Origin of the sequence: Tomitella fengzijianii (assembly GCF_007559025.1) — a bacterium.
GTDB classification, from domain to species: domain Bacteria; phylum Actinomycetota; class Actinomycetes; order Mycobacteriales; family Mycobacteriaceae; genus Tomitella; species Tomitella fengzijianii.
Genome location: NZ_CP041765.1, coordinates 241,193 through 258,935, shown reverse-complemented (window position 1 = coordinate 258,935; position 17,743 = coordinate 241,193). Strand labels below are relative to the sequence as shown.

Sequence of the window (17,743 nt, the reverse complement as noted above, 5' to 3'; positions counted from 1 at the left end):
CGTGCGGCTCCCGAACGACGAGGTCGCGCCGGTGATCACCCGCTTCAAGCGGGCCCAGGGCCACCTCGGCAAGGTGATTGCGATGATGGAATCGGGCGCCGACTGCGAGGACGTGCTCACGCAGCTCGCCGCCGTGAACAAGGCGATCAGTCGCGGCGGATACGCCCTCGTCGCCACCGGCCTGGAGCACTGCCAAACCACCGGCGTGCCGCCCGAGGAAGGCCGGCAGAAGCTCGAGAAGCTCTTCCTCGCCCTCGCCTGAGGGCAGCCGACAACCGAACAAGGAATGCGCTCGGCCGGCTCGGATCACCGGGCCGGCCGAGTGCATTCGTCTGCACCGCGGAATCGAACACTCCTCCGAACAAGCCGAAGCGCCCGGCCGGGATCTGATCCCGACCGGGCGCTTCATCGCACCGGCATCAACCACCGATGCGGCGCAGCCCCAGCTTCTGCATGGCCAGCGACGCCGGGCACCAGCCCACCGACGCGTACATCACCAGGTTCCCGCCGGCGAAGGCGGTGAGCCCCCGCCACTTCGGCGAGGCCGCGCGGCCCAGCGCCAGGCTGCCGAGCACGACGGCGCCCGCCATCATCGGCACCGCACGCTCCACCGACCAGCCGTCGTGGCGTGGGAGCCCCTTCGATTCAGACATTCGTTCCTCCACGTTCTTCCCGGTCATGCCAATGCCAGGAACAGCTTCTCCATCTGTTCCACCGTCATCGCCTCGTCGGCGGCGTCGCCGGTCATGCATTCGCGAAGCCCGGATGCGACGATCTTGAACCCGGCCCTGTCGAGCGCTCTCGACACGGCGGCGAGTTGTGTGACGACGTCCTTGCAGTCGCGCCCCTCTTCGATCATGTTGATCACGCCGCCGAGTTGCCCTTGAGCCCTCCGCAGCCGGTTGAGCACCTGCCCGATGCTCTCTTCGTCGCCGATCATTGCGCTTCTTCCTTTCTCCGGGTCCACGCCCGCTATCGTCGAATATACCCATGCGGGTATCAGGCCGCCGTGGCTGCACCGCAGCCGCGGCGAGGGCCGCCAGGACCCTCGCCGCGGCCCGGCCTCACCCGTGCGAGAAGGAGATCTTCGGCAGCACCTTGTCCAGCCACCGCGGCGACCACCACGCCGCACGACCGGCCAGTCGCAACGTCACCGGCAGCAGCACCAGCCGCACCAGCACCGCGTCCAGCAGGACGGCCGTGCCCAGGATGATCCCCATCTCCTTCGGCGGCAGCGGATCCGCCAGCGCGAAGGTGAAGAACACCGCCACCATCACCACGGCCGCCGCGGCGATGACCCGGCCGGAGTATGCGAGGCCGTCGATCATGGCCGTGGCCGCGTCACCGGTCTTCTCGTAGTGCTCCTTTGCGGTGGACAGCAGGAACACGGTGTAGTCCATGGCGATGGCGAAGATCATCGCGAAGAAGAACACCGGCCCCCAGCCGTCGAGGAACCCCTGCGGCTCGAATCCCAGCAGGTCCGATCCGAAACCCTCCTGGAAGATCAGCCGCGCGACGCCGAAGGCCGCGGCCGTGGACAGCAGGCTCACCACTGTGCCGACCAGGGCGATAAGCGGTGCCCGCAGGGCGAACAGCAGCAGCAGGAATCCGAGCACCAGGATGACGCCGACCACCAGCGGGAAGTAATCGTTGAGCGCCTGCTGCAGGTCCAGGTTCTCCGCGGGCGCGCCGCCCACCACAGCACCTTCCGGCACCGCGCCGCGCAGGTCGTCGACGATCCCCGCCATCGCCGGATCCGACGGGTCGACGTCCGGCATGGCCTGCAGCATCACGTAGTCGGACCCGTCCGACGACGGCATCGGCGGGGTGACCATCGCGATCCTGTCCGTCCCGGCGGCGGCCGTGGCAGTCGCGTCCGCCTCGCCTGCCGGCGCGACGATCTGCAGCATGCCCGGAGCACCCTCGCCCAGCTGCTGCTGGACCACCTCGTAGCCCTGGCGCACCGGGGCGTCCTCGGGCACCACGGAGATCGAGGGCATCGCGACCTTGAGCCCGAACACCGGCACCGCCAGCGCCACCAGGATGGCCAGCGACCCGGCCGCGAACCACCACGGCCTGCGGTGCAGCAGTGCGCCCCACTTGGCGAACCGCGGCGAACGCGCCTTGGGGTGCTTGGCCCACGGCAGCGCGGCCGCGTTGACCTTTCCGCCCAGCTTGCCCAGCACTGCGGGCAGCAGAGTCATCGTCGCCAGCAGGACGAACACCACCGCCAGCATGATCCCGACCGCCATCGTGCGGACCGCCGGCGCCGGCACCACCAGCACGGCGGACAGGCTGACCAGCACCGTCAGGCCGGACAGGAGCACCGCCTTGCCTGCGGTGTCCATCGCCTCCGCGACGGCCGCGCGCGCGTTCCCGGACTCCGCAAGTGCTCCGCGGAATCGCGCGACCATGAACAGCGCATAGTCGATACCCAGCGCCAGCGCGAACATCAACGCGAAGTTCATCGCCCACACGGAGATCGGCGTGACCATGTTGAGCAGCACGAGCCCGCCTGCGGACGCGACCAGCCCGGCAAGCGTCAGCAGCAGCGGCAGCCCCGCGGCCACCAGCGAGCCGAAGGCCAGCACCATGATGCCGAGCGTGATCGGCCAGGACATCAGCTCGGCCTGGATCATCGCGTCGTGGTTGGCCTTGTTGAAGTCGCTCCACAGCGCCGACGCGCCCGTCGGGTAGACCTCGATCCCGTCGCCGGACAGCGCGGTGAGTTCGCCCTTGACGTCGTCGACGGCGGAGACCATGCCGTCCGGGTCGGTTCCGGCCCCCGCGATGAGGATCCCCGTGTGGCCGTCCGGGCTGATCGTCATGCCCGGCTGCGGCGGAATGATCTCGCCGAAGCGGTCGTCCCCGGTGAACACGTCCGTGACCTCGCCGAGCACCGCCTGCATCTGCGGCGAGTCGACGGCGGCGTCCTCCGAGTGGACGACCACCTGCACGGCCGACGACGCGTTGCCGCCGAAGTGTTCCTGCGCCAGTTCACGGGTCTGCACGGACTCCGAGCCGTTGGCCTGCCAGCCCGCGCCGGCAAGCGAGCTGAACACCGACGGGGCGGCCGCGCCGAAGCCGATCAGCACGATCAGCCACGCCCCGAACACCCACTTGGCGCGCCCTGCCATCGTCGCGCCGAGCCTGGCGAGCACTCCGCCCACGGCCTGCTTCTCGTCCGGGCGGGGGGCGGTGACGGTGCTCATCGGCCGCGTCCGAACATCCGCGCGAACATTCCGGGCGACGCCGCATCCGCCGCCGCTTCATGGTGCCCGTCGCACCACTGCGACGCGGGGACGGTCGCCTTCACCTGCGCGACGTGGCTGCCGCAGCCTTTCCAGGTGGTCTTGCCGCACTTGCGGCATCGGGTCGGGGAGCACATATCGACCGGGCCTTTCGTCAGGTCTCTGAGGGTGATGAGGATTAAGCGGTCAGGCCGGCTTCTCGCCGGATTCGTGGGCGTCGGCGAACTCGCAGAACGCCTCGTATGCGCGGGCGCCGTGCACCGTCGCCGGGCCGCCGTGCATGAGGAACGCGACGCCGATGGCCTCGGCCGCCTCCTGTCGCGTGGCGCCGTTGCGCACCGCCGACTGGCCGTGGGAGGCGATGCATCCGTCGCAGCCCTCGACCACGCCGATCGCCAGGGCGATGAGTTCCTTGGTCTTGGTGTCCAGGGCGCCGTCCGCGAACGCGGCCTGGGACAGTGCGCCGAAACCTTTGTAGACCTCGGGGATCGCGCGGCGCAGGTTGCGGTTCTGCGGGGAGAGCTCGCGCAGCACCGCCTTGCCGTGTGCCGACGCGGGGCCGCCGTCGTGCTCGGTCATCTGAGTCGCCTTTCGTCGCGTTTTATACCCTCCGGGGTATCACGCGAACGACGATAGCACACCCCCGGGGGTATCCGCAGAAGACGACTGCAGCAGCGCTCGGCGCCGCGCAGGTCAGCGCCTGCGGATCCCCGCCACCAGAACGAATGCCGCCGCCAGCACGCCCGCCGCGGTGAGGAAGGCGGAGTCGTACCCGCCCGCCAGCAGCGGGGTGACCACCAGCGGCCCCAGGATCTGTCCCACCGCATACCCCGCGGTGAGCACGGCGGCGGCGCGCGGCACCCCCATCTCCACCCCCGCAGTCATCGCGAGCATGGCGATCCCCATGAACGTGCCGCCGAACAGCACCGCCGCGACGGCCGCGGCCACAGTTCCCCCGACGACGGCGGGCAGAAGGGCGGCCACCACCTGGAGCGCGAGCGCCGCGGCCAGCAGCGTCTCGGTGCGGAACCGTCTGCGGGCCCACGCCCACAGCGCCGTCGACGGCGCGGCCGCCGCGCCCACGAGCACCCACGACGCGGGGCCCGTCCACTCCGGGCCCTCGGCGGAGACGGCCGCGACGAGGAACGTGCCCAGGATGATGTAGCCGAGCCCCTCGAGGAAGTAGCCGCCCGCCAGCAGCCACGCCTTGCGGGCGGAGCGGGCGGGACGCTCGACGCGGACGGCCCCGGCCGCGTCGCCGCCGCCCGGCTTCGCGGGCCCGGGCGGCGCGGCGGGAGCCAGCCCCCACGCGCCCGCGGCGAACGCGGCCCCCATCGCCGCGGCCACCAGCCACAGCGGTTCCCACCCGATGAGGTCCTGGAGCAGGGTCACCGCCAGTCCGGACGCCGCGATGCCCACGCCCACGCCCGCGTATCCGAGCCCGGGGAACGGCCGCGAGGCCAGCGCATTCGCCGCGTACACGAAGACGAATGCGCTCGCGACCCCGGCCACCAGCCGCGACGCCGACCACAGCGGCACGCTCACCGCCGCGATCATCACCACCTCACTGGCCACGAGCACGGCGAGCGCCCCGCGGAACGCCGTGCGCGATCGGGACCACCCTGGCCGGACGATCAGCGCGGCCGCGCCCAGGAAGTAGCCGAGATAGTTGGCGGTCGCGACGAACGCGGTCGCCGATGCCGAGACGTGCGCCTGCTCCTCCATCAGCGGCAGCAGCGGCGTGTAGACGAATCGGCCGACTCCCATCGCCGCGGCCAGCCCCGCGCACGCCTGCAGTGCGGGCACCGGCGAACGGGCGGGACCGGGCCCCGGCCTCACACGCGCGCCGCGGCCAGGACGGTGGTGCCGCGCTCGGCGAGCGTGACGGGCAGCAGTTCCCGCGGCGCGGCGGCTCCGTCCTGCGGGGTCCCCGCGTCGATCAGCTCCAGGAGCATGCGCACGGCGGTCGTTCCGATCCGACGGGCCGGCGTGGCGACCGTCGTCAGCGGCACCGGGAGCTGCGCTGCGACGGGGATGTCGTTGTAGCCGACCAGGCCCAGGTCCTCGGGTATCCGCAGCCCCAGGTCCCGGGCCACGCCGAGTACGCCGAGCGCGATCGAGTCGCTGGCGGCGAAGATCGCGTCCGGCCTGCCGTCCCGGTCGAGCAACCGGTGCGCCGCCGCGACGCCACCCTCCACGTCGAACGCAGTGTGCAGGATGCGGTCCCGCGCGACGGCGACGCCCTCGTCCGCCGCGGCCGCCAGGAACCCGTCGACCCGGTCCCGGCCGGTCGTGGCGTGCGCGGGACCGCCGATCACGGCGGGCCGCCGGTATCCGCACGCGATCAGGTGCCGGCCGGCCAGGCGACCGCCGTGATGGTCGTCGCCGGTGACGGACGGCAGGCCCGCGTCGGCGTGCCGGTTGACCGCGACGATCGGCACCGCGGCGCCCAGCCCGGCCACGAAACCGGCCGCGGGACTGTGCAGGCTGCTGAGCAGCAGGCCGTCCACCTGGCGGCCGATCAGCAGGTCGATGGCGGTGCGCTGCTCGTCCTGGTCGTCCGGCGGGCTGGACAGCAGCACGGAGTAGCCGGACGCGCGGGCCGCCTCCTCGATGCCGCCGTAGATGGTGGCGACGACGCCGTCGGTGAGCCGCGGCATGACGGCGCCGATCGTGGTGGTGCGGCGCGTGCGCAGGCTGGCGGCCCACGGGTTGGGCCGGTAGCCGAGCTCGGCCGCGATCCCGCGCACGCGCTGCGCGGCGGGCGACCAGCCGTCGACGGGTTCGCTCTGGCGCAGCACGCGCGAGACGGTGGAGATGTGGACGCCGGCGCGCTCGGCGATCTCGCGCATCGTCGGCGGCCGCCCGCCGCGCGCGGGCGGTTCCGCGCCGCCGGGGGGCACGTGCCCGTCGGCCTCCGTCATCGTCTCCCCATTTCCTCTCCACTGTCCTGCCCGAGTATCGCGCCGGGCCGAGTATCGCGCACCCCGGGGTGTTGACTCCGTCACGGCGGTTGATTACAGTCCATCCCATCACGACGCAATCGATTGCGCAATGGTTTGCACATCCCACCCGGCGTCGTGCCGTCTTCCGCGACACCGACAGGAGCCGACATGGCCGACACCCGCACACTCACCGAACTGTTCGCGCTGGACTCGCTGCTGTCCGCCGAGGAGATCGAGATCCGCGACACGGTCCGCGCCTTCGGGAACAAGCGCATCCGGCCGCACATCGCGGAGTGGTTCGAGGACGCGCGCATCCCGGCGCGCGAGCTGGCCAAGGAGCTCGGCGGCGTCGGCGTGCTGGGCATGCACCTGGACGGCTACGGCTGCGCCGGCATGAGCGCCGTGTCCTACGGGCTGGCGTGCCTGGAGCTCGAGGCCGTCGATTCCGGCATCCGGTCGCTGGTGTCCGTACAGGGCTCGCTCGCGATGTTCGCCATCCACCACTGGGGCAGCGAGGAGCAGAAGAACGAATGGCTGCCGCGCATGGCGGCGGGCGAGGCGCTGGGGTGCTTCGGCCTCACGGAGCCGGACTTCGGCTCCGACCCGGGCGGCATGCGCACCCACGCCAAGCGGGACGGCTCCGGCGACGACGCGGACTGGGTGCTCAACGGCGCGAAGATGTGGATCACCAACGGCTCGGTCGCGGACGTCGCCGTGGTGTGGGCGAACACCGACCTCGAGGAGGGCGCCAAGGGTATCCGCGGCTTCGTGGTGCCCACCGACACACCCGGGTTCTCCGCGCCGGAGATCAAGAACAAGATGTCGCTGCGCGCGTCGGTCACCTCCGAGCTGGTGCTGCAGGACGTGCGCCTGCCCGCGTCGGCGATGCTGCCCGCAGCACGGGGGCTGCGCGGCCCGCTGAGCTGCCTCAACGAGGCACGCTTCGGCATCATCTTCGGCGCGATCGGCGCGGCGCGCGACTGCCTCGAGACCGCCGTGGACTACGCGTCCACGCGGATGGTGTTCGACAAGCCTCTGGCCGCCTACCAGCTCACGCAAGCCAAGATCGCGGACATGGCCCTCGAGGTGGGCAAGGGCCATCTGCTGGCCTACCAGCTGGGGCGGCTCAAGGACGCGGGCACGGTGGAGCCGGCGCAGGTGAGCCTGGGCAAGCTGAACAACTGCCGGGAGGCCATCGCCGTGGCCCGCGAGTGCCGGACCATCCTGGCCGCCAACGGGATCACGCTGGAGTACCCGGTGATCCGGCACGCCAACAACCTCGAGTCGGTGCTCACCTACGAGGGCACCTCCGAGGTCCACCAGCTGACGATCGGCCGCGCGTTGACCGGCGAGGCGGCGTTCCGGTGAGCAGCGCGGGCGCGGTGGACTCCTCCCCGGTGCGCACGACGGCCGCCGCGGGCGCACTGGACGGGCTGGTGATCGCCGACTTCGGCCGGGTGCTCGCCGGGCCGTACGCCACGATGCTGCTCGCCGACCTGGGCGCGCAGGTGGTCAAAATCGAGCGCCCCGGGGCCGGCGACGACACCCGCTCGTGGGGGCCGCCGTTCGCGGGCGGGCAGGCCACGTACTTCCAGTCGGTCAACCGCAACAAGCGCTCCCGGGCGCTGGACCTGCGCGACGCGGACGGACTGGCCGAGGCGCGTCGGCTTGCCGAGCGCGCCGACGTCGTGGTCGAGAACTTCCTGCCCGGCACGATGGACCGGCTGGGCCTGGGCTACGAGGCCGTGGCCGCCGCCAATCCGGGGGTCGTGTACTGCTCGATCACCGGGTTCGGCGGGCACAACGACCTGCCGGGTTACGACCTGCTGGTGCAGGCGGTCGGCGGGCTGATGAGCATCACCGGGCCGGGCCCGGGGCAGCCGACCAAGGTGGGCGTCGCCCTCGTCGACATCATCACGGGACTGCATGCGGCGGTGGGCGTGCTGGCGGCCCTGCGGCACCGCGACCGCACCGGCGACGGCCAGCGCGTCGAGGTGAACCTGCTGTCGTCGCTGCTCTCCGCGCTGGCGAACCAGGCGTCGGGGTACGTCGGGGCCGGCGTCGTGCCACAGGCGATGGGCAACCGGCATCCGAGCATCGCGCCCTACGAGCTGTTCGACACCGCCGACCGCGCGCTGGTGCTCGCAGTCGGAAACGATCGGCAGTTCGGGTCGCTGGTGCACGCGCTCGGCGCGCCCGAGCTGGCCGACGATCCCCGGTTCGCCCGCAACACCGACCGGGTGGCGCACCGCGAGGAGCTCGTCGGCAGGCTCACCGGGCTGTTGGCCGCCGACACCGCGGAAGGCTGGTTCACCCGGCTCACCGCGGTGGGCGTGCCGTGCGGGCCGCTGAACGACCTCGCCGACGCGTTCGCGCTGGCGGAGCGGCTGGGCCTGGACCCCGTGGTGGAGGTGGACAATCCGCGCCGGGAGGCCCCGGTGCGCCAGGTGGCCAACCCGATCCGGCTCTCGGCCACACCGCCGCGGTACCGGTGCGCACCGCCGGGGCTCGACGAGCCCGCGCCCTGATCCGGGGCCCGCTCACCGCGGTGGGCGGGCCTCCCCGGTGAGCAGCGGGCGCAGCCCGTCCGGCCAGGGCACGGCGCCGCCCGCGTTGCCGTCGGTGTGGACTACGACCATGCGGCCGGTCGCCGCCACGCCCTGCGGGCCTTCCACCTCGAAGGTGTAGGTCAGCGACGTGCGGCCCACCGCGTCGATCCCGAAACGGATCTCGACGGGGTCGCGCAGCCACAGGCGCTGCAGGTACTGCGCCTCGAAGACCACCCGCGGGATCCGGCCGAACAGCGTCGCGTACCCGATCGATTCGAGCAGTTCCGCCTCCGCCTCCTCCGCCCACCGCATGACGACCGAGTGGTGCTGGTGGCCGGCCGCGTCCGTGTCCGGCCACTCGAGACGGCGGCGGATGGTCACCGCGGGCGCGGCGGTGGCGGCGGTCATCGCCCCTGCTCCGCGATCTGCTCGCGCAGCCGGTAGCGCTGCAGCTTGCCCGTGGGCGTCTTGGGCAGGGACGCGCGGAACTCCAGGCTCCGCGGATACTTGTACGGGGCGATGGCGTCCTTGACGAATCTTTGCAGTTCGCTGCGCTTCGCGTCGTCGCCGGCGACCCCGTCGCGCAGCACCACCGCCGCGTGCACGACGGCGCCGCGCGCCTCGTCCGGAATGCCGATCACTGCGCATTCGACCACGTCCGGGTGCTGCCCCAGCGCCTGTTCGACGGCGGGCCCGGCGATGTTGTAGCCGGAGGAGACGATCATGTCGTCGCTGCGCGCCTGGAACCAGAAGTAGCCGTCCGCGTCGCGGATGTAGGTGTCGCCGGTGATGTTCCAGCCGTCATGGACGTACTGGGCCTGGCGCGGATCCGCCAGATACCGGCATCCGGTGGGGCCGATGACCGCAAGGCGGCCGGGTTCGCCGTCCGGGGCCGGGCGGCCGGACGAATCGAGGACCTCCGCCCGGTAGCCGGGCACCACGCGACCTGTCGCCCCGGGGCGGATGTTCTCGTCGGCGGCGGAGATGAACACGTGCATCATCTCCGTGGCGCCGATCCCGTCGATCAATGCGAGCCCGGTCCTGTCGCGGACCTCCTGCCAGACTGCGCCCGGCAACGCCTCCCCGGCCGACACCCCGCGCCGGAGTCTGCCCAGCACGGACTCGTGGCCGGACCGCAGCATCGACCGGTACGCGGTGGGCGCCGTGAACAGGATCGTCGCGCCGCCGTGCATGATCGCGTCGGCGATGGCGTCCTGGTCGGGGTGCTCGAGCAGGATGGACGACGCGCCGACGCGCAGCGGGAACAGCAGCGCACCGCCGAGCCCGAAGGTGAACCCCAGCGGCGGGGTGCCCGTGAACACGTCGTCCTCGGTCGGCTGCAGCACGTGCTTCGAGAACGTGTCGCACACTGCGAGGACGTCCCGGTGGAATTGCATGGTCGCCTTGGGGACGCCGGTGGTGCCCGAGGTGGGAGCGAGCATCGCCACATCGTCGGCGGCGGTGGGCACGTCGTCGAACTGCGCGGGCTTCGTCGACGCACGGGCGACGAGGTCGTCCGGCCCCGCGCCGCCGAAGTACACGACCGTGACGCCGTCGGCCGCCGCGGACATCCCCTCCGCCAGCCGGTGGTCGCACAGGGCGATCCCCGCACGTGTCAGGTCGATGAGTCCGCGGATCTCCTTGCCGCGCAGCAGCGGCATGGTCGTCACGACGACCCCGCCGGCCTTGAGGACGCCCAGCCAGCACGCCGCCATCCACGGGTTGTTGAAGCCGCGCAGCAGGACGCGCCCGCCCGGCACGAGGCCCAGGTCCTCCACGAGCACGTGCGCGATCCGGTTGGCGTGCGCGAGCGTCTCGCCGTAGGTCCAGGATTCGCCGCCGCCGGACAGGCACGGTCGATCCGGTCCGTGCAACGCGATGACGTCGTCCAGAAGTGCTGTCGCACAGTTGATCCGGTCCGGATACTGCAGCTCAGGAAGGGTGAACTCGAAGGTGGGCCACTGGTCCGCGGGCGGCAGGTTGTCACGGCAGAACGTGTCGATGTGCGCCGAATGCCGGGCGGACTCCGAGGTCGTGTGCATCATGCGAAACCTCCAGATTGTCGCTCACATCACAATATACTTAGTTCGTGACGCCCGTCAACGATTCGATATTCCAATGATCGTGCTGCACGTTGCTGATTTTTCCCGCCCGACTGCACTCCCACCGGGCTTGGATATGCTGTAGACGTGACGCAGGCTGACACCACCTCCCCCGCCGGCTCGACCGACGTCGACGTCGACTTCGAAACGGAAGCCGCGCCCGCGATCGACGGCGTCCGCCTGGCGGACGACATCCCGCCGCGGCGCCTCATCGTGACGCTGTTCGGTCTGTACGCGCGGGCGCAGAACAACTGGCTGGCGGTGGCGGCCGTGATTCGCCTGATGGAGGAGCTGGGGGTGCCGTCGCCGGCCGTGCGGTCGTCGATCTCGCGCCTCAAGCGCCGGGGCATGCTCATCGGCGCGCGGCACGACGGCAGCGCCGGGTATTCGCTGGCCCCGCAGACCCTGGAGATGCTCGCCGAGGGCGACGTGCGGATCTTCGAGCGCAAACGCGCCACGCCCCGCGACGGATGGCTGACCGTGGTGTTCTCGATCCCCGAGTCGGAGCGCGGCAAGCGCCACGAGCTGCGCACGCAGCTGACGCGGCTCGGCTTCGGGACGGCGGCGGCCGGCGTGTGGGTGGCGCCGGGCAACATCGCACGCGAAGCCGAGCAGATGCTGCGGCGCCGCGGACTGAGCGGATACGTGGACATGTTCCGGGGCGAGCACCTGGGGTTCGGCGACCTGCGCTCCAAGGTCCGCACCTGGTGGGACCTCGACGAGCTGACGGAGCTGTACGCGCAGTATCTGGCGCGGTACCGGCCGGTGCTGCAGGCGGCCGGCACCGACGCGTTCACCGCGGGGGACGCCTTCCGCGCCTACGTCTCCGCGCTGACGGAGTGGCGGCGCTTGCCCTACCTGGACCCGGGCCTGCCGCACGAGCTGCTGCCGCCCGGCTGGAACGGCATCGCCGCCGGCGAGCTCTTCGACCGGCTCAACGCCACGCTGAGCGGGCCGGCGCGCGAGCATGCGACGACGTTGATCACGCGCTGACGGGGCCGGCCGCGCACCGACCGCCACCGTCCCGGCACTGCGCTCACCCCAGGTAGGCGATCCCCTGCACCTCGACGCGCGCCTCGATGTCCCACAGGCGGGCGACGCCGATTCCCGCGGTGGCCGGGTAGTGCGCGCCGATCATCTTCTTCCAGACGCGGCCGATGTCGCGCATGACCGCCTTGTACTCCTGCAGGTCGACGATGTAGATCGTCAGGCTCACGAGGTTCTCCGGCCCGCCCCCGGCTGCGCGCAGCGAGGTGAGCATGTTGTCGAGCGCCTTCTCGAACTGTTCGACGAGGGTGTCGCCGACGATCCTGCCCTCCGCGTTCAGCGCCGTCTCCCCCGCCAGGTAGACGGTGTCCCCGGCGCGGACCGCGTGCGAGAACCCGGACGGGCGCCCCAGCTCGGGCGGGTTGACGAACTCGATTCCGGTCATGATTGCACTGCTCCTCCGTCGATGTTGAGCCCCTGGCCGGTCATCGCGCCGCTGCCGATGCAGAAGCGGACAGCGTCGGCGACCTCCTCCGGGTCGATCAGCCTGCCGATCGGCTGGCGGCCGGCCAGCACGGCGCGCGCCTCGTCGGGCGTGCGGCCGCTGCGCTCGCCGATGTCGGCGATCGTCTGCGCGGTCATGGGGGTGTCCACGTATCCCGGGCACACCGCGTTGACGGTGATCCCGGTGCGCGCCAGCTCTGCCGCGGCCGAGCGCACCAGCCCCAGCACCCCGTGCTTGCTGGCCGTGTAGGCGGCGACCAGCGGTTCGCCGCGCTTGGACACCACCGAGCCGACCACCACGATCCGGCCCCAGCCGGCGGCGCGCATGCCCGGCAACGCGCGCCGCATGCATCGGAACGGCGCCGTGAGGTTCAGCGCGAGGGCCGACTCCCACAGCGCGTCGGACGTCTCGTCCAGCCGTGCCGCGCTGCCGGTGCCGGCGGCGGCGACGAGCACTTCCACGGGGCCCCATTGCTCTTCGGCGGCGGCGAAGATCCGGTCCACGTCGGCGGCGACGGTGACGTCGGCGGGCACGGCGAGCACCCGCTCGGCGGCGTCCGGCACGGCGCCCGGTGCCGCGGCGGCGTCGGCGGCCAGCGCGGCGAGCGACTCCGCTCCCCGGGCCACTGCGACGACGCGATGCCCGTCGGCCAGCAGCGCCAGCGCCGCCGCCCTGCCGATGCCGCGCCCGGCGCCGGTGACGACGCAGACGCGGGGCGCGGTCACCGGCCCGCCCACTGCGGCGGGCGCTTGGCGTTGAAGGACGCGTGGAACTCCGAGTGGTCGTGGGTGGTCATGAGCAGCGCCTGCGTCATGGCGTCGAGCTCCATCGCGCTGCCGATGGGCATGTCCAGCTCGCGGGTGATCAGCGTCTTGGTCTGCTGGTACGCGAGCGTCGGGCCGTCGGCCAGGCGGCGGGCCAGCGCCGCCACCTCGTCGTCGAGGTCGGGGGTGGGCACCAGCTTGCTCACCAGCCCGTAGCGCTCCGCCGTCGTGGAGTTGATGGTGTCGCCGAGCATGAGCAGTTCCGTGGCCCGCCCCGCGCCGACCACCCGCGGCAGCAGGTAGGCCGCCCCCATGTCGCCGCCGGACAGCCCCACCTTGGTGAACAGGAACGCGAACTTGCCGGACTCCGCCACCACGCGGAAGTCGGAGGCCAGCGCGATGACCGACCCGGCCCCGGCCGCGATCCCCTGGATGCCGGAGATGATCGGGATCGGGCACTCGCGCATCGCCCGGATGACGTCGCCGGTCATCTTGGTGAACGCCATGAGGTCCTTGGCGTCCATCCGGATCAGCTCGCCGATGATCTCGTTGACGTCGCCGCCGGCGCAGAACGCCTTGCCCTCGCCGCGGATCACCAGCACCCGGACGTCGTCGCGGTAGGGCAGCTCGTGCAGCAGGTCGCGCAGGTCCGCGTAGCTGTCGAAGGTGAGCGGGTTGTACTTCTCGGGCCGGGTGAACGTGACGGTGCCGACGCCGTCGTCGACCCGGAAGTCGAAGTGCCGCCAGTCCTGGGTGATCGGCGCCGAGGCGCGGAAGGGGCTGGTCCTGGTCATGGTGGGCTCCTGTCGTCGTGCCGGATCGGTCAGCGTGCCGGGCGGGTCAACGAGCGCCCGATGATCGTGCGCTGCACCTCGGAGGCGCCCTCGTAGATCCGGGGCGCGCGCACGTCGCGGTAGAGGTGTTCGAGTAGGTGGCCGCGCTGCAGCGCCCGCGCCCCCACCAGCTGCACGGCGGCGTCGACCACGAACTGGGCCGTCTCGGTGGCGTCGAGCTTGGCCATCGCCGAGCGCCGGGTGATCTCCGCGGCGGGCGCGCCCGCGTCGTACGCGGAGGCCGCCGAATACACGAGCAGCCGGCTCGCCTCCAGCCGCAGCGCCATGTCGGCGAGCTTGTGCGACACCGCCTGCTGATCGGCCAGCACCCCGCCGAACGCCGAGCGCGTGGTGGTGTGCGCGACGGCCTCGTCGAGCGCGGCCTGCGCCATGCCGAGGGCGAACGCGCCGACGCTCGGCCGGAACAGGTCGAGCGTGCGCATCGCGACGGTGAAGCCGCGATCCACCTCGCCCAGCACGTCCGCCTGGCCGACGCGGACGCCGTCGAAGACGACGCGGCCGATCGGGTGCGGCGAGATCATGTCGAGGCTCTCCCCGCTGAGCCCCGGGCTGTCGCCGGGGACCACGAAGGCCGTGATGCCGCGTGCGCGTGCGCCTTCCGTGGTGCGTGCGAAGACCGAGTAGACGTCGGCCTCCGGGCCGTTCGAGATCCAGCACTTCTCGCCGTGCAGGGTCCAGCCGTCGCCGTCCGGCTCGGCGCGCAGCTCCAGCGCACCGGCGTCCGACCCGGCGCCGGCCTCGGACAGCGCGAACGCGGCGACGGCGTCGCCGGCGGCCACCTGCGGGCGCCACCGGGCGACGACGTCGTCGCTGCCGAACAGGAGGAACGGGTAGCTGCCGAGCCCCTGCAGCGCCAGCGCGGTCTCCGCCTCGGTGTTCACCGCGGCCAGCGTCTCGCGCAGCAGGCACAGGTCCATGGCGGCCGCCTTGCGTCCGGCGTCCTCGCCGCCGAAGAGGGTGGACAGCAGGCCGTGGGCGCCCAGCGCCTTGATCAGCGGGCGGTTGATCCGCCCGGGCGTGCCCGACTCCGACAGCGCGGCGAGCTCCTCCTCCGCGATGCGGCGCACGCGGTCCACGAGGGCGTTCTGCTCCTCGGTGAGGGCGAACTGGTTCATGAGGACGTCCTTCCCATGCCGACGATACTCTCACGTTATATCGTTTTCTCGTCGTTCGTCAACGGAACTAGATATCGCACCGACCGCCTTCCGCACGGTCAACCCCGCGCCGGCGCGCCAGCGCGAAGGAGGCGCGCACTCTGCCGCGCCCGGCCATCCATGCATCGTTTCATTGACGTACGTCACAATTACGATATATATTAGCCCCATTCGACACGAGGGAGGCGGACCGATGCGGATCGCGATCGCAGGCGGAGGACCCGGCGGGCTGTACTTCGCAGCACTGGTCAGGCAGTTGAACCCGCATCACGAGATCACCGTCTGGGAGCGCAACGCCCCGGACGACACCTTCGGGTTCGGCGTCGTGTTCAGCGACGAGACGCTCGGCGGGATCGAGGACGCGGACCCGGAGATCTACCGGCGGATGTCGGAGCAGTTCGCGCAGTGGGACGACATCGACGTCCACTTCCGGGACGCGACCTTCACCTCGGGCGGGCAGGGCTTCGCGGCGATGAGCCGCAAGGAGCTCATCCGGATCCTCCAGCGGCGGTGCGCCGACCTGGGCGTGGACGTGCGCTACCGGACCGAGGCGCCGGACGTCGACGAGCTGAGCGCCGGCTACGACCTGGTCATCGCCTCCGACGGCCTCAACTCGGCCGTGCGCGGGCGCTACGCCGGCGAGTTCGGCACCGAGCTGGACGCGCGCGACTGCAAGTACATGTGGCTCGGCACCGACCGCGTCTTCGAGGCGTTCAAGTTCTACATCCGCGAGACTCCGCACGGCGTCATGCAGATCCACGGCTACCCGTACGGCGCCGACGGCTCCACGTTCATCATCGAGATGCACGACGAGGTCTGGCGGCGCGCGGGCTTCGGGGACGTCGCCGCCACCGGCCTGCGCCCCGGGGAGAGCGACCTGGCCTCCGTCGAATACGTCACCGAGCTGTTCAGCGACGTCCTCGAGGGCCACAAGGTGCTGACCAACAACTCCAAGTGGACCAGCTTCACCACCGTGCGCAACCGCACGTGGAGGCACGGCAACATCGTGCTGCTCGGCGACGCCGCACACACGGCGCACTTCTCCATCGGATCCGGGACCAAGCTGGCAATGGAGGACGCGCTGGCACTGGCCGCCTGCCTGAGTGAGCACGACGACCTCGACGACGCACTGTGCTACTACGAGGACGAGCGGCGCCCCGTCGTCGAGTCGACGCAGCGCGCCGCGCAGGCCAGCCTGGAGTGGTTCGAGAACATCGCCGACTACACCCACCAGGATCCGACGCAGTTCGCCTTCAACATCCTCACCCGCAGCCGCCGGATCACCCACGACAACCTGCGCCTGCGCGACGCGGAGTTCGTCGAGGACCTCGACGCCTGGTACGCCGCCGACCAGCACCGCGCCGGCCACTGCGACGCGGTGCGGCAGGCGCCGCCGATGTTCCAGCCGTACCGGCTGGGCGGCCTGGAGTTGCGCAACAGGGTCTCGGTGTCCTCGATGGACATGTACAAGGCCCACGACGGCGTGCCCAACGATTTCCACCTGGCGCACCTGGGCAGCAAGGCGATGGGCGGGCCGGGGCTCGTGATGACCGAGATGATCTGCACGTCCGCGCAGGGGCGCATCACCCCCGGGTGCACCGGCCTCTACACCGCCGATCAGGAGCGCGAATGGAAGCGCATCGTCGACTTCGTGCACGCCGAGTCCGCCGCGAAGATCGGCGCGCAGATCGGGCATTCCGGCCGCAAGGGCTCGACGAAGCTGATGTGGGAGGGCATCGACCAGCCGCTGCCGGAGGGCAACTGGGAGGTCATCGCCCCGTCGCCGCTGCCGTACGCCGGGGCCAACCAGACGCCCCGGGAGATGGATGAAGCGGACATGCAGCGGGTCGTCGACGAGTTCGCCGCGGCGGCGCAGGCCGCGGACCGCGCCGGATTCGACCTGCTGGAGCTCCACCTGGCGCACGGCTACCTGCTCTCGTCGTTCCTGTCGCCGCTGACGAACCAGCGCACCGACTCCTACGGCGGCGCCCTGGAGAACCGGCTGCGCTTCCCGTTGCGCGTCGTCGACGCGGTGCGCGCGGCCTGGCCCGCGGGCAAACCCCTGTCCGCCCGCATCTCGGCCACCGACTGGGCCGAGGGCGGCAACGGGATCGACGAGGCGGTGGCCGTCTCCGAGGCTCTCGCACACCACGGGGTCGAGATGATCAACGTCTCCACGGGGCAGGTCGTCAGCACCGAGGAGCCCGCCTTCGGGCGCAGCTACCAGACGCCGTTCGCCGACCACATCCGCAACGTCGTCGGGCGCAAGCACGGGACCGCGATCGTCGCGGTCGGCGCCATCAGCTCGTGGGACGACGTCAACTCCGTGCTCCTCGCCGGCCGCGCGGACATCGTCGCGATCGGCCGCCCGCACCTGTACGACCCGCACTGGACGCTGCACGCCGCCGCCGAGCAGGACTACGCGGGGCCGGGCGCCGAATGGGTGGATCCGTTCAAGGCGGGCAGCCGCAGGCCGCCGGCCGGGCGCGCCGACCGCGACCGGCCGCGCCTCGAACTGATCCGCGAAGGCGACGCGGGCACCCGCCACCGCAGGTGGCGGCCGTGAACCGGCGGGCGTGAAACCCGCGCTCCGGGTATGCACGCGGTAGCATCGAAGTCAATCCGCGGCCCT

General features: G+C 71.7%; 17 protein-coding genes. 5 read left to right on the top strand and 12 right to left on the bottom strand.

The genetic code is table 11. The features are described from left to right. Position 1: 1 nt before the first annotated feature. Positions 2-262 carry a metal-sensitive transcriptional regulator gene (locus tag FO059_RS01200; protein WP_143905667.1) on the top strand — a complete coding sequence of 87 codons (261 nt, stop codon included), beginning with the start codon at positions 2-4 and terminating at the stop codon, positions 260-262. A gap of 157 nt (positions 263-419) precedes the next feature. On the opposite strand, the gene FO059_RS01195 is transcribed toward FO059_RS01200, so the two are convergent. From FO059_RS01195 to FO059_RS01165, 6 genes are all read right to left on the bottom strand, one after another. Further along, a complete protein-coding gene (locus FO059_RS01195; RefSeq protein ID WP_143905665.1) occupies positions 420-653 on the bottom strand; it encodes a YgaP family membrane protein in 234 nt (77 codons plus the stop codon). Between the two features lie 23 nt (positions 654-676). Further along, positions 677-940 carry a metal-sensitive transcriptional regulator gene (locus tag FO059_RS01190; protein WP_143905663.1) on the bottom strand — a complete coding sequence of 88 codons (264 nt, stop codon included), beginning with the start codon at positions 938-940 and terminating at the stop codon, positions 677-679. A 124-nt stretch (positions 941-1,064) separates the two neighbouring features. Beyond that, on the bottom strand, positions 1,065-3,212 hold the full coding sequence (locus FO059_RS01185; RefSeq protein ID WP_143905661.1) for an MMPL family transporter: 2,148 nt from the start codon (positions 3,210-3,212) through the stop codon (positions 1,065-1,067). A gap of 225 nt (positions 3,213-3,437) precedes the next feature. Then, the gene (locus FO059_RS01175) at positions 3,438-3,830 is read right to left on the bottom strand and encodes a carboxymuconolactone decarboxylase family protein (RefSeq protein WP_143905657.1); all 393 of its coding nucleotides are present in this window, start codon (positions 3,828-3,830) and stop codon (positions 3,438-3,440) included. A gap of 114 nt (positions 3,831-3,944) precedes the next feature. Next, the gene (locus FO059_RS01170) at positions 3,945-5,057 is read right to left on the bottom strand and encodes a YbfB/YjiJ family MFS transporter (protein ID WP_233266857.1); all 1,113 of its coding nucleotides are present in this window, start codon (positions 5,055-5,057) and stop codon (positions 3,945-3,947) included. Positions 5,058-5,086: 29 nt separating this feature from the next. After that, positions 5,087-6,175, bottom strand: a complete 1,089-nt coding sequence (locus FO059_RS01165; RefSeq protein ID WP_143905655.1) for a LacI family DNA-binding transcriptional regulator — start codon at positions 6,173-6,175, stop codon at positions 5,087-5,089. A 189-nt stretch (positions 6,176-6,364) separates the two neighbouring features. Between FO059_RS01165 and FO059_RS01160 the strand changes: the two genes are divergently transcribed. Both FO059_RS01160 and FO059_RS01155 read left to right on the top strand, forming a co-directional pair. After that, positions 6,365-7,564, top strand: a complete 1,200-nt coding sequence (locus tag FO059_RS01160) for an acyl-CoA dehydrogenase family protein (protein ID WP_143905653.1) — start codon at positions 6,365-6,367, stop codon at positions 7,562-7,564. Beyond that, on the top strand, positions 7,561-8,724 hold the full coding sequence (locus FO059_RS01155) for a CaiB/BaiF CoA transferase family protein (RefSeq protein ID WP_233266858.1): 1,164 nt from the start codon (positions 7,561-7,563) through the stop codon (positions 8,722-8,724). The genes FO059_RS01160 and FO059_RS01155 overlap by 4 nt, the downstream gene beginning before the upstream one ends. A gap of 12 nt (positions 8,725-8,736) precedes the next feature. On the opposite strand, the gene FO059_RS01150 is transcribed toward FO059_RS01155, so the two are convergent. Both FO059_RS01150 and FO059_RS01145 read right to left on the bottom strand, forming a co-directional pair. Continuing rightward, positions 8,737-9,153: an acyl-CoA thioesterase gene (locus tag FO059_RS01150; RefSeq protein ID WP_143905651.1), complete on the bottom strand. Its 417-nt coding sequence runs from the start codon at positions 9,151-9,153 to the stop codon at positions 8,737-8,739. Next, positions 9,150-10,790, bottom strand: coding sequence for an AMP-binding protein (locus tag FO059_RS01145; RefSeq protein WP_233266859.1), 1,641 nt, complete (start codon positions 10,788-10,790; stop codon positions 9,150-9,152). The genes FO059_RS01150 and FO059_RS01145 overlap by 4 nt, the downstream gene beginning before the upstream one ends. A gap of 144 nt (positions 10,791-10,934) precedes the next feature. Here FO059_RS01145 and FO059_RS01140 point away from each other — a divergent pair, with 144 nt between their 5' ends. Next, on the top strand, positions 10,935-11,840 hold the full coding sequence (locus tag FO059_RS01140; protein ID WP_233266860.1) for a PaaX family transcriptional regulator: 906 nt from the start codon (positions 10,935-10,937) through the stop codon (positions 11,838-11,840). A gap of 43 nt (positions 11,841-11,883) precedes the next feature. On the opposite strand, the gene FO059_RS01135 is transcribed toward FO059_RS01140, so the two are convergent. From FO059_RS01135 to FO059_RS01120, 4 genes are read right to left on the bottom strand one after another with little or no spacing between them, the layout of a single operon-like run. Continuing rightward, positions 11,884-12,279 carry a RidA family protein gene (locus FO059_RS01135; RefSeq protein ID WP_143905649.1) on the bottom strand — a complete coding sequence of 132 codons (396 nt, stop codon included), beginning with the start codon at positions 12,277-12,279 and terminating at the stop codon, positions 11,884-11,886. Then, entirely contained in the window at positions 12,276-13,064 is a 789-nt protein-coding gene (locus FO059_RS01130; RefSeq protein ID WP_143905647.1) for an SDR family NAD(P)-dependent oxidoreductase, read from the bottom strand. The genes FO059_RS01135 and FO059_RS01130 overlap by 4 nt, the downstream gene beginning before the upstream one ends. Then, positions 13,061-13,897 (bottom strand): enoyl-CoA hydratase family protein, encoded by an 837-nt coding sequence (locus FO059_RS01125; RefSeq protein ID WP_143905645.1) that lies wholly within the window; start codon positions 13,895-13,897, stop codon positions 13,061-13,063. The genes FO059_RS01130 and FO059_RS01125 overlap by 4 nt, the downstream gene beginning before the upstream one ends. A gap of 29 nt (positions 13,898-13,926) precedes the next feature. Beyond that, on the bottom strand, positions 13,927-15,072 hold the full coding sequence (locus tag FO059_RS01120) for an acyl-CoA dehydrogenase family protein (RefSeq protein WP_143905643.1): 1,146 nt from the start codon (positions 15,070-15,072) through the stop codon (positions 13,927-13,929). Between the two features lie 232 nt (positions 15,073-15,304). On the opposite strand from FO059_RS01120, the gene FO059_RS01115 reads away from it, so the two are divergent. Beyond that, positions 15,305-17,677: a bifunctional salicylyl-CoA 5-hydroxylase/oxidoreductase gene (locus FO059_RS01115; RefSeq protein ID WP_143905641.1), complete on the top strand. Its 2,373-nt coding sequence runs from the start codon at positions 15,305-15,307 to the stop codon at positions 17,675-17,677. The last annotated feature ends 66 nt before the right edge of the window (positions 17,678-17,743 follow it).